Genomic DNA, 11897 nt, shown 5'->3' with positions numbered 1-11897 from the left:
GAATCTTAGCCACAAAGAAACTTGTCAGGCAAGAGAGATGACAGTGCCCGTGCGCGCCGACTCGAAGGCCGCCTCGACCACTTCCAGCCCGGTGATCGCGTCCGCCACCGGGACCGGGGCCTGACCGGCGGCGATGGCCGCGTAGAACTCCTGGTACGCCCCGGCCTCCGTGCGCACGGGCTCCGACCCGAGCACGCCCCACCGGTCCACCGGGTCCTCGCCCCACCCCTCGCCGCCGGGCACCGCGCCCGCCTTCAACGCCTCCTCCTGCGGGTCCATCCCGTGCTTCAGGTACGCCGACCGGCTGCCGAGGACGCGGAACCGCGGGCCCGGCGCCGCCGCCAACGCCGACGCCCACAGGTGCGACACCGCCCCGGACGGGTGGGTCAGCGCCAGGAACGCGTCGTCGTGCGCGTGGGCCGCCGGCCGCAACGTCCGCACCTCCGCGTACACGCCCGTCGGCCGCCCGAACAACGCCACCGCCTGGTCCACCAGGTGCGTGCCGAGGTCGAACACGATGCTGCCCAGGTCGGCCGGGTCCGAGGACTCCTTCCAGCCCTCCCGCACCTCCGGCCGCCACCGCTCGAACCGCGACTCGAACCGGTGCACGTCGCCCAGCGCGCCCTCGCGCACCAGCCGCGCCACCGTCCGGAAGTCGCCGTCCCAGCGCCGGTTGTGGAACGGCGCGAGCAGCAACCCGCGCGACTCCGCCAGCTCGGCCAGCTCGCGCGCCTCGGCGGCGGACGCCGCGAAGGGCTTGTCCACCACGGCGTTCAGGCCGTACTCCAACGCGGTGCGGGCGTGCGCGGCGTGGAACCGGTTCGGCGTGGTCACCACGACGAGGTCGAAGTCGTCCGCCCGCCGCCACACGTCGTCCACCGAGGCGATCAGCTCGACGTCGGGGTACCGGGCCGCGACCTCGGCCCGCCGGTCGGGGTTGCCGGTGACCACGGCCGCGAACGCGAGGCCGGGCGTGGTGGACAGGAACGGGGCGTGGAACGCGGCTCCGCCGAGCCCGTAACCGATGAGTGCGGTGCGCATGCGGAAAACCCTAGGCTTCCCACGTCGTGGACGCCCTGTCGTGGACGGTGACCCACCGCTACTTTCAGCGTCATGAGTCCGCTCGTGGCACGGCGGCACGTGGATTACGTGCGCGTCACCAGCATGGCCTGTCGTCTCGGCTGATCCGCCTCAACCTCTCGCACGCACCCGGGTTCCCGGTCTCCTCGGCGTGCCCGAAAAACGATCAACCCGGTAAGACAGGAGTCTTCGGCATGTCCTGGTCCTTCGACACCAAGCAGGTCCACTCCGGCGCCGCGCCCGATCCCGCCACCGGCGCCCGTGCCACGCCCATCTACCAGACCACGTCGTTCGTGTTCCGCGACTCGGCGCACGGCGCGGCGCTGTTCAGCCTGGCCGAGCCGGGCAACATCTACACCCGCATCAACAACCCCACCCAGGACGTGCTGGAGCAGCGGGTCGCGGCGCTGGAGGGCGGCGTGGCGGCGGTGGCGTTCGCGTCCGGCCAGGCCGCCGTCACCGGCGCCGTGCTCAACGTCGCCCGCGCGGGCGACCACCTCGTGACCAGCGCGTCGCTCTACGGCGGCACGTACAACCTGTTCCACTACACGCTGCCGAAGCTCGGCATCGAGGTGTCCTTCGTGGACGATCCGGACGACCTCGACGCGTGGCGCGCGGCGGTGCGGCCGAACACCAAGCTGTTCTTCGCCGAGTCGCTGGCCAACCCGCGCAGCAACGTGCTGGACATCGCGGCCGTCGCCGGGGTCGCGCACGAGGCCGGCGTGCCGCTGGCCGTGGACAACACCGTGCCGACGCCGTACCTGGTGCGGCCGGTCGAGCACGGCGCGGACATCGTCATCCACTCCGCCACCAAGTACCTGGGCGGGCACGGCACCGCGGTCGCGGGCATCGTCGTGGACGGCGGCACGTTCGAGTTCTCCGACGCGGCGAGGTTCCCCGACTTCACCGAGCCCGACCCGAGCTACCACGGGTTGCGGTACTGGCCCGCGCTCGGGCACGGCGCGTTCGCGGCGAAGCTGCGGGTGCAGGGCCTGCGCGACACCGGCGCGGCGATCGCCCCGTTGACGAGCTTCCTGATCCTGCAGGGCATCGAGACGCTGTCGCTGCGCATCGACCGGCACTCCGCCAACGCGCTGGAGCTGGCGCGGTGGCTGGAGTCGCGCGACGAGGTGGAGAAGGTGCACTACGCGGGCCTGCCGTCGAGCCCGTGGCACGACCTGGCGCGCAGGTACCTGCCGGCCGGCGCGAGCGGCGTGGTGTCGTTCGAGCTGCGCGGCGGGGTGGAGGCGGGCCGGGCCTTCGTGGACGGTGTCGAGCTGTTCAGCCAGCTCGTCAACATCGGCGACGTGCGCAGCCTGGTCGTCCACCCGGCCAGCACCACGCACGCCCAGCTCACGCCGGAGGAGCAGCTGGTGGCGGGGGTCGCGCCGGGACTGGTGCGGCTCTCGGTCGGCATCGAGGCCGTCGACGACCTCAAGGCGGACCTGGAGGCGGGCTTCCGCGCCGCGAAGTCGGTGCTGTGACGTCACGTCCTCCGGGCTTCGGGTCCACTGTCGGGGAGACCCCTCCCGCCGCCGGCGGGTGGCGGGAGGGGGACCCGAACGGGCGACGGCGGTGGTTCCGCGGCGCGCTGCCCGGCCTGCCGTTCCGGATCGCGTACGAGACCTGGGGCACGCCGGCCGCGGACCGGTCGAACGCCGTGCTGGTGCTGCACGCGCTGACCGGTGACAGCCACGTCGCCGGTCCGGCCGAGCCCGGCCACCCGACCCCCGGTTGGTGGGACGGCCTCGTGGGTCCGGGGCGCGCGCTGGACCCGGCGCGGTGGTTCATCGTGGCGCCCAACGTGCTCGGCGGGTGCCAGGGCACCACGGGGCCGTGGGCGACCGCCCCGGACGGCAGGCCGTGGGGCGCGCGGTTCCCGCGGCTCACCGTGCGGGACCAGGTGGCGGCCGAGGTGCAGCTGGCCGACGCGTTGGGGATCGACGCGTGGGCCGCCGTGCTGGGCGGCTCCATGGGCGGGATGCGGGCGCTGGAGTGGGCGGTGTCCGAACCGGACCGGGTGCGCGCCCTGCTGGTGCTGGCCGCGCCCGCCGCGTCCACGGCCGAGAACATCGCGTTGGCGTCCGCCCAGCTGCACGCCATCCGGCTCGACCCCGTGCGCGGGCTCGGCGTGGCGCGCCGGATCGCCCACGTCAGCTACCGCAGCGAGCCGGAGCTGGACGCCCGGTTCGGGCGGGCGGTGCAGGACGACGGCCGGTTCGCCGTGGAGTCCTACCTCGACCACCACGCGGACAAGCTCGTCCGCCGGTTCGACCCGGCCAGCTACGTGACCCTCACCGAGGCCATGAACAGCCACGACGTCGGGCGCGGGCGGGGCGGGGTGCGGGCGGCGCTGCGGCGCGTCACCGCGCGGACCGTGGTGGCGGGCATCGACTCCGACCGCCTGTACCCACTGCGCCGGCAGGCCGAGATCGCCGACGCCGTTCCCGGCGCCGGCGACCTGCGCGTCGTGACCTCGCCGCACGGCCACGACGCGTTCCTCATCGAGGTCGACCAGGTGTCGAAGCTGGTCGACGACGTGCTCGGCACCGGCTGAACCGGAGCTGAACCGGGCTGAACCCCGGTTCAGCCGCCGGAACCCGGCCGGAGCCCGGCTCGACCGACCGGAAGCCGGCCTGGCCGGAACCCGCTCTGCCGACTAGAAGCCGGCCGTGATCCGGGTGAACTCCCAGTCCGCCTGCGGGATGCCGCTGCAGTTCGACGCCACCTGGCCGTCGCACCCGCCGCGGTCGCGGTTGACCGCCCAGAACGCGAACCGGGACAGCCCGTTGGCCTTCGACCAGTCACGGAGCTGCGTCCACGTCTGGGTGGTGGTGACCTCGCGCTGGTCGGACAGGCCGTTCATGCCGGAGATGCCGACGTGCCGGAACGCCTCCGCGTCGGACCACCCGAACGTGGTCTTCAGCTTGTTCTTGAGCCCGGTGGCGGCGTTGATCGTGTCCGTGCCGATGTTCGAGCTGCCGAAGTCGAACGGCATGATCGTGAACACGTCGATGTTCGCGCCGATCGCCGCGGCCCGCTCGATCAGCCGGTTGCCCCAGGAGTTCGGGCCGGTGGTCGTGGTGCCGAAGGTGACGATCGTCTGGATGCCCGGGTTGTTCTGCTTGACGATCTTCAGGGCTTCCAGGATCCGGTCCTGCACGACCGCGTTCTCGAACTCGTCGGTGTTCTCGATGTCGATGTCGATGGCCTTCAGCCCGTAGGCGTTGATGACCTGCTGGTACGCGCCCGCAAGCGCTTGCGGGGTGGCGCAGTTCGGGCCGAGCTTGTTGCCGCTCCAGCCACCGAACGACGGCACGACGTCGCCGCCCGCCGCGCGGATCTGCTGGATGGCCTGCGCGTCGATGCCGCCGGTCAGGGACCGGTTGCCGTCCCACGCGGGGTTGCAGCCGCCGGACGACAGCACGAACGCCATCGTGAACCACTTGACGCCGGTCGCGTTCATGATCGTGGCGGGCGCGGGCGGGTTGCCCCAGCCGAGGAACAGGTACGGCGCGCCGCGGCCGCCGGGCGGCGTGACGCCCGGCTGGGTGGTCGCCGAGACCTGGTTCGACGGGCCCGAGGTGTTCGAGGCCGCGTCACGCGCCCGCACCGTGAAGGTGTACGCGGTGGAGGGGGTCAGGCCGGTGACGGTCGCCGTCGTGCCGGTGACGGTGGTGGCGACGGAGGCGCCCCGGTACACGTCGTACGCGGTCACGCCGACGTTGTCGGTCGACGCGGTCCACGCCAGCGACACCGAGTTGCCGGTCGTGCCGGTGACCCGCAGACCGCCGGGCACGCTCGGCGCGGTGGTGTCGCCGCTGCCGCCGCCGGTGCAGGGAGCGCCGTTGACGGTGCAGTTGAGCGGCGCGCCGGAGCCGGTGCCGACGAAGCCGAAGCTCGCCGACGCGCCCACGGCGACGGCGCCGTTGTAGTCGCGGTTGGTCGCCACGTAGTGATCACCCGTTCGGGTGACCAAGGCGTCCCAGTACGACCCGAGCGAGGTGCCCGCGGGGAGGTCGAACTCGATCCGCCACGAGCTGATGGCGGTGGGGCCGCCGTTGGCGACGGTGAACTTGCCCTCGAAGCCGCTGCCCCAGTCCTGGGTCTTGGCGAAGGTGGCGGTGACGCCCGGCGCCGCTGACGCGGCCGGACCGATGAGCAGGGAACCGATGGCGAGTGCGCTCGTCGCGAGCAGCGCACCCAGTCGTCGTGACATGAGGAGTCTCCCTCGGCGGAGTGGCAGGGTGAATCGCGCCCACCTCGGAGAGTGGTCTAGACCACGGCGAATGGCAAGGCTCTTTACCGACGGGTCTCGCGGTGGGTCCGGCGACGGCCGGGAGGAAACGGGCAGACCGGGACGAAACGGTCAGTCTTCGAGGGCGGTGGCGATCCACGTGGAGACGGGCAGGTCGCGCATCGCGCACTCCAGCGCCAGCTTCACCGTCCAGCGCAGGGCCTGGAGCACCACCGTGGCCAGCTCCTGCGGCTGCCCGTTGGCCAGGGCGATCTCGATCTGCTCGGCCGCCGCCTCCTCGTCGCCGTGCACCTCGGCGAGGAGCGTGCGGATCGCGGTGCGGACCGGCGGGTCGGCGTCGTCGATCGGCACCTCCTGCCCGTCCTCGTCGAAGACCTGCATCTTGACCGGCGTCGCGCCGCCCGAGCCGAGGGCGGCCACCATCGCGCTGCACTCGGAGAACAGCAGGAGCACCAGCTCCCGGATCTCCTCGTTGCCCTCGGGGGAGCCGCTGAGGTAGCCGGTGACCAGGTCTACCGCGACAGCGTCCTCCCCGACCTTGGTGGCGGTCAGGGCTTCACCGGCCACGGCCTGGAGCCGTGCCCAGCGATCCGGATCTTGCTGCGGGTGCATTCAGCCATCTTCCAACACGGAGTAGGGGCGCACAGCTCTGCCGTAGTGCCGCTCTGTCGTATTGACTACATGGTGGTGTTCGCCTGCCGCAACGGCTTGTCCGGCGGGTGCCGCTCCGGTATGGGTGCTACCGGGGTATGACAACCCGAGGTGGCATGTGCCGGACGGGGCCGCCGCCTAGCATCGGGACCGTGATCCGCACTCTCCTCCAGGTCGTGCTGCTCCGCGACCGCACGCGGGTCTTCGAGCGGTTCCGGCACCGGCGCGTCACCGACGTGGCCGTGCTCGGCTACGGCCTGGTCATCGCCATCGGCGTCAGCCAGGAGTACGTCTCGCTGGAGGAGCCGGACGGCTGGTGGCCGCTGCTGTTCGCGCTCGTCGGCGGCAGCTTCGTGCTCCTGCTGCGCTCGACGCTGGGGGCCTGGCGGCTGGCCACCGCCGGCCTGGTGGCCACCCGGATGCTGCTGCCCGCCGAGCCGACGGTGTTCGGCGCGTGGCAGTGGTGCTGGTACGTCCCCGTGCTGCTGGCCGTCGGCATGATCCACAGCGGCCGGGTCGTGCTGGTCGTCGGCCTGGTCACGGCCGGTGTGGCGGCCTCCACCAGCGGGCCGGGCGTGTCCGAGCGCACCCTGCCCACGATCGGCATGCTGCTCCTCCTGCTCCTGCTCGGGTACGCGTTCGGCGCGCGCGGGCGGGCAGAGCAGCGGTTCCACTCCGAGCGGGACCAGAAGGCGGCGCTGGTCGAACGCGCCCGGATCGCCCGCGAGATGCACGACGTCGTCGCGCACCACATGTCGATGGTGGTGGTCCGCTGCGAGACCGCGCCCTACCGGATCGCGGACCTGCCCGAGGCGGCCCGGCGCGAGTTCGCCGAGCTGGGCGCGGCGGCGCGGGCCGCGATCACGGACATGCAGCAGCTGCTGGGCGTGCTGCGGGCCGACGGTCAGCGGGCCGACCGCGCGCCGCAGCCGGGGTTGGCCGACATCAGGGCGCTGCACGCGGACGCCGCCGTGACCGAGGCCGAGGTGCCGGAGGCCGTCGGGCTGACCGCGTACCGGATCGTGCAGGAGGCGCTGACGAACGCGGCCCGGCACGCGCCGGGGTCGACCACGGCGGTGACCGTCGAGGTGGTGGGGGAGGAGCTGCGGGTCGTCGTGCGCAACGGGGTGGGTGGGCCGTCGCTCGGCGGTGGCGGCGGGCACGGGCTGCGGGGCATGCGGGAGCGGGTGGCGGTGCACGGCGGCTCGATGAGCGCCGGGCCGACCGCGGACGGGGGCTTCGAGGTGCGGGCGTCGATTCCGGTGGGGTCGCGGTGACGGCCGGCGGGGTGTGGGGCGGCGGGGTGGTGGTCGGCGGGCTGTGGGGCGGCGCTGCTGGGTTGGCGTGGTGTGGGCCGGTGGGGTGTGGGCCGGAGTCGTGGGTGTCTGCGTGGCGGGGGTTGCTGTGGTGAAGGCGGTGCGGGCGTGATCCGGGTGCTGGTCGCCGACGACCAGGAGATGGTGCGGGAGGGCTTCTCGGCGCTGCTCGCCGCCCAGCCGGACATCACCGTGGTCGGGTCCGCCGGTGACGGCGTCGCCGCCGTCGGCGAGGTGCGCCGGCTGCGCCCGGACGTGGTGCTGATGGACGTGCGGATGCCCGAGATGGACGGCCTGACCGCGACCCGCCTGCTGGCCGACGACCCGGTCAAGGTGCTCGTGCTGACCACGTTCGACCTGGACGACTACGTGTACGAGGCGCTGCGCGCCGGTGCCAGCGGGTTCCTGCTCAAGCACGCGCCCGCGAGCGAGCTGCTGGCCGCCGTCCGGGTCGTGGCGCGCGGGGACGCGCTGCTCGCGCCGTCGGTGACCAAGCGGCTCATCGAGGACTTCGTCAAGGCGCAGCCGGTGCGGGTGGTGAAGCCGGCGGCGCTGGGCGCGTTGACCGAGCGGGAGACCGAGGTGCTGCGGTTGATCGCGCAGGGCCTCTCGAACGGCGAGATCGCGGCGCACCTCGTGCTGGCCGAGCAGACGGTGAAGACCCACGTGAGCCGTGTCCTGATGAAACTGGGCCTGCGCGACCGGGCGCAGGCCGTGATCGCGGCCTACGAGTCCGGTCTCGTCGTACCCCGGTAGGGCCGTCCACTCGGCACCGCGGGGTGACGATCACCGGGCCGTCACCTCCCTAGCTTCGGCGGCATGCCGAAGAAGATCGCGGTCCTGGCCGCGTTGCTGGTGCTGGTGACGCCGGGTGGCGATCCGCCCGCGTTCACCCCGCGCGTCGAGGTCCACGGCGACCTGGCGCGCGCCGCGCACGTCGCGGTGGTCGTGCCGGGGTCCGATGTGGACGGTGCGACGTTCGGCGCCACGGTCGGGCGGATGGCGCGCGACCTGCACGCGTCCGTCGGGCGGGACGACGTCGCGGTGGTGGCGTGGCTCGGCTACCGGACGCCGTCCGGGCTGGGCGTGGACGCGGCCGGCGGGCGGCTGGCGCGGGCCGGCGCGGTCGCGCTCGCCGAGTACGTCCGGACGCTGCCCGGTCACGTGCGCCTGCTGTGCCACAGCTACGGGTCGGTGGTGTGCGCGCTGGCCCGGCCCGCCGTGGACGACGTGGTGTTCCTCGGCGCGCCGGGGGTGCGGGTGGAGTCGGCGGACCCCGCCGTGCGGGTGTGGGCGGCGCGCGGCGGCCGGGACTGGACGCGGTGGGTGCCGGCGGTCCGGCTGGGCGACCTGGGGCACGGGCCGGACCCGGTGGACCCGCGGTTCGGCGCGCGGGTGTTCGACGTCGGCGACGCGGCGCACGACGAGTACTTCCGGCCCGGCACGCGGTCCTTGCGGGCGTTGGGCCGGATCGTGGTGGGTGAGGCGCCGTGACCCGCGACCCGGTGGTCGACGCGACGCGGGCCATCGCGATCGTCGGCGTGGTGGCGGGGCACTGGCTGGTGACGGCCGTGGTGCTGACGGGTGACGGGCTGGTGGTGGACAGCCCGCTGCGGTGGATGCCCGAGCTGGCCCCGGTGAGCTGGGTGTTCCAGACGTTGGGGCTGTTCTTCTTCACCGGCGGGTTCGGCGCGGCGCGGTCGCGGTCGCCGTGGTGGCGGCGGGTGCGCAGGCTCGTGCCGCCGGTGGTGGTGCTGCTCGGGGTGTGGGCCGCTGTCCTGTTCGGACTGTCGATGCGCGGGTTGCCGCAGCAGACCGTGCTGACGGTCGGGTACCTCGTCGTCACGCCGTTGTGGTTCCTCGGTGTGTACGTGGTGCTGGCCGCGTTCACGCCCTTGTTGGCGCGGTTCGGGTGGTGGGGTGTGGCGATTCCGGTCGTGCTGGTGGCCACCGTGGACGCCGGGTGGGCGAATGCCGACTGGGTGAACGTCGTCGCGGTGTGGTGGGCGCCGTGGCAGGTGGGCGTGCTGGTCGCGCGGCGCGGGCTGCGCCGGTCGTGGGGTGGGGCGCTGCTCACGGCCGGCGGGGTGGCGTTCGCCGCGCTGCTCGCCGCCGGCTACCCGGTGAGCGCGGTCGGGGTGCCGGGCGCGGCGGAGTCGAACCTGTCGCCGCCGTCCGCGGCCGCGCTGGCGCTGGCGTTGGCGCAGGTGGGGCTGGTGCTGCTGGTGCGGCCGTCGTTCCGGGCGGACGCGGTGAACGCGCGGGCGTTGCCGATCTTCCTGGTGCACCAGAGCGCGTTGCTGGCGGTGACGCTGGCGGGCTCGGCGTTCGGCGCGCTGCGCGGCCTGCACACGCCGCCGGCGGACGCGCTATGGGTGCTGGAGCGCGGGACGTGGCTGCCCGTGTTCGGCGGCGTCTGCCTGGTGCTGCTTCGGTATCGCCGCCAGCAGCGCGGCCGCGATCGTGGCGCCGTGCAGGGCGACCATCGCGCCGGTGGGCTCCAGCACCAGCAGCGGCGGGACGCAGGCCAGCGCGGTGAGCAGCCAGGGCCGCCTGCGGTGGCACGTGCCGGCGTGCGCGGTGTGCAGCAGGTACCAGCCGAGCAGCAGGTGGATGAGGTTCTGCAGCGGGTCGACCTTGAACACGACGAGGGTGCCCGCCGCGCCCGCGAACCCGGTGACGACGAACCCGAGGACGCCCAGCACGCCGTAGCCCGCGCCGAGCGTGACGGCGAGCCGGGTGCGGTGGGTCTCGCGGGTGCGGCACGGGCTGAGGGCGGCGTTGCGCTCGAACCGGTGGAACGCCAGTAACACCGGCAGGAGCAGCAGCACGAGCAGGGTCAGCCAGCGGGGCCGGGCGGCCCAGTCGAACGTGACCGGGGCGTCCAGCACGCCGAGCAGGCCGACGACGGCGGCCAGCACGGTGAGGTACCCGAGGTACACCGTCATCGGCGTGGCGCGGGCGAACTCGACCACCCGCCACGGCCCGTGACCCGCGAGCCACGCCGTGACGCGGGGCTTGAGCAGCAGCACGAGGCAGATCTGGGCCAGCCCGAGGACGAGCAGGCAGACCGTGGGCGGGCTGAGGTTCGAGGCCCGCTCGCCGGGCAGCGGCATCATCGTGCGGGGGTAGCCGCCGAACGCGATCAGCGCGAGCAGCGCGGGCACGGCGGCGAGCGCGACGGCGGCGAGGACCCCGCGCGGCAGGCGGCGCAGGCCGCCGTCGGCGTAGTGGAAGCCGAGCTGCTGGAGCAGCAGCGCGCCGAGGACGAGGTTGAGGTAGCCGCCGGTGCGCCACTCGAACCCGATCCTGACCCCGTCGACCAGCAGCATGGCCGCGACCAGCGCCACCGGCGTGACCAGGCGGGCGTTGCGGTGCAGCCAGGCCATGACGGGGGTGGCGGCGACGGCCACCAGGTAGACGCCGAGGAACCACAGCGGGTGCGCGATCAGCCGGCCGAACACCTCGACCCGCGACTTGTCCACGTCGAGCAGTTCCAGCGGCAGCGGCAGGACCAGCCACGCCAGCACGAACGCGAGCACCGGCCGCAGCAGCCACGAGATGCGGGCCGACAGGTAGCGGCCGTAGCCGCCGTGCTCGGCCTGCACGGCGTGCCAGCTCGTGAGGTTGGCGTGGCCGCCCGCGAAGTAGAACACCGGCGCCACCTGGAGCGCCCACGTGAGCAGCCACAGCCAGCCCGCGCTCACGCCGGACCAGTGCAGCACGGTGAGCAACGACTGGCCGATGACGACCAGGCCGAGCGCGGCCAGGCGCAGGAACGTGGCGTAGCGGTCACCCGTCAGGCGTGGCCGCGGCGGGTCGGCGGGTTCGGGCGCCGCCACCGGTTCCCGGCGTCGGGCCGGGCGGGGCAGGCGGGCCAGGAGCAGGAAGACGACGACGGCGCTGCCGAAGCCCCACGCGAGGACCGGTTCGTGGCCCGGCGGTCCCCACCGCTGCCGCCACGAGTTGAACTCCAGCCCGGCGGCGTAGAGGCGCGCGGTGGCGTGGCAGCGGGCGGCGTGGCCGCGCGGGTTGACGTCGCACTGGGCGTGCATGTCCTGCGAGAGGCGCGCGTCGAGGGCCTTGCGGGCGTCCGGGGCGAGCGGGCGGCCCTTGTGCTCGGCGTAGCGGAGGAGGTCGTAGCCGAGGTCGTGCGCACGGCAGCCGGTGCCGAAGTCCCACTCCGTGTCGCCCGCCGGGCCGGAGCAGCCGCCGCCGGGGTCGATGGCCCGTACCGTCCCGTCGGGTGCGGTGACGGCCCTGGGTGAGCGGTTGGCCACCCGGTTGAAGTCCGCCGGGAACTCGACGAGCGGGTTGTCCCGGTCCGGGTGGGCCATCGCCCGGACGGCGTTCGCGGCGGTGGCGACGTCGCCGGTGAGCGGGGTGGTGTCCGTGGCGCCCGCCGGGCGGGACGCGATCACGCCGCAGACGAACACGGCCAGCGCGACCAGCGGGAACCGGAACCAGGCGGGCAGGCGGGCGAGCAACCGGAGCCCCGGCCACCCCCCGGTGCTGTTCACCGCCGCGTCACCCATTGGCCGCCCAGGTTACGGATCGGCGCGACCGCCGCCAAACACCCTGGCCGGACGGGG

9 protein-coding genes and 1 pseudogene are annotated in these 11897 nt (G+C 73.7%); 6 read left to right on the top strand and 4 right to left on the bottom strand.

Translation table 11 applies throughout. From position 1 onward, the window contains the following. Positions 1 to 24: 24 nt before the first annotated feature. Positions 25 to 1041: a Gfo/Idh/MocA family protein gene (locus tag ACRAKH_RS30005; RefSeq protein WP_380724292.1), complete on the bottom strand. Its 1017-nt coding sequence runs from the start codon at positions 1039 to 1041 to the stop codon at positions 25 to 27. Between the two features lie 233 nt (positions 1042 to 1274). Between ACRAKH_RS30005 and ACRAKH_RS30000 the strand changes: the two genes are divergently transcribed. Further along, positions 1275 to 2564: a bifunctional o-acetylhomoserine/o-acetylserine sulfhydrylase gene (locus ACRAKH_RS30000; RefSeq protein ID WP_380724291.1), complete on the top strand. Its 1290-nt coding sequence runs from the start codon at positions 1275 to 1277 to the stop codon at positions 2562 to 2564. Then, entirely contained in the window at positions 2561 to 3637 is a 1077-nt protein-coding gene (gene metX / locus ACRAKH_RS29995) for a homoserine O-acetyltransferase MetX (RefSeq protein WP_380724290.1), read from the top strand. The genes ACRAKH_RS30000 and metX overlap by 4 nt, the downstream gene beginning before the upstream one ends. A gap of 102 nt (positions 3638 to 3739) precedes the next feature. On the opposite strand, the gene ACRAKH_RS29990 is transcribed toward metX, so the two are convergent. Both ACRAKH_RS29990 and ACRAKH_RS29985 read right to left on the bottom strand, forming a co-directional pair. Continuing rightward, positions 3740 to 5299: a cellulose binding domain-containing protein gene (locus ACRAKH_RS29990; protein ID WP_380724289.1), complete on the bottom strand. Its 1560-nt coding sequence runs from the start codon at positions 5297 to 5299 to the stop codon at positions 3740 to 3742. 150 nt (positions 5300 to 5449) lie between these two features. Further along, a complete protein-coding gene (locus ACRAKH_RS29985) occupies positions 5450 to 5950 on the bottom strand; it encodes a hypothetical protein (RefSeq protein WP_380724288.1) in 501 nt (166 codons plus the stop codon). A gap of 191 nt (positions 5951 to 6141) precedes the next feature. Between ACRAKH_RS29985 and ACRAKH_RS29980 the strand changes: the two genes are divergently transcribed. From ACRAKH_RS29980 to ACRAKH_RS29965, 4 genes and pseudogenes are all read left to right on the top strand, one after another. After that, positions 6142 to 7266 carry a sensor histidine kinase gene (locus ACRAKH_RS29980; RefSeq protein ID WP_380724287.1) on the top strand — a complete coding sequence of 375 codons (1125 nt, stop codon included), beginning with the start codon at positions 6142 to 6144 and terminating at the stop codon, positions 7264 to 7266. A gap of 147 nt (positions 7267 to 7413) precedes the next feature. After that, complete coding sequence (locus ACRAKH_RS29975; RefSeq protein WP_380724286.1) at positions 7414 to 8061, top strand: response regulator; 648 nt, start codon at positions 7414 to 7416, stop codon at positions 8059 to 8061. 63 nt (positions 8062 to 8124) lie between these two features. Then, positions 8125 to 8799 carry an alpha/beta hydrolase gene (locus tag ACRAKH_RS29970; RefSeq protein ID WP_447009435.1) on the top strand — a complete coding sequence of 225 codons (675 nt, stop codon included), beginning with the start codon at positions 8125 to 8127 and terminating at the stop codon, positions 8797 to 8799. Beyond that, positions 8796 to 9674, top strand: a pseudogene (locus ACRAKH_RS29965) (acyltransferase family protein); the annotation flags it as partial. The gene ACRAKH_RS29970 and the pseudogene ACRAKH_RS29965, both read left to right, overlap by 4 nt. Here the strand turns inward: ACRAKH_RS29965 and ACRAKH_RS29960 are convergent. After that, positions 9675 to 11825: a phospholipase A2 gene (locus ACRAKH_RS29960; RefSeq protein WP_380724579.1), complete on the bottom strand. Its 2151-nt coding sequence runs from the start codon at positions 11823 to 11825 to the stop codon at positions 9675 to 9677. Positions 11826 to 11897 lie beyond the last annotated feature (72 nt).

This window comes from Saccharothrix hoggarensis (genome assembly GCF_052936025.1).
This window is presented reverse-complemented; position numbering and strand designations above follow the sequence as displayed.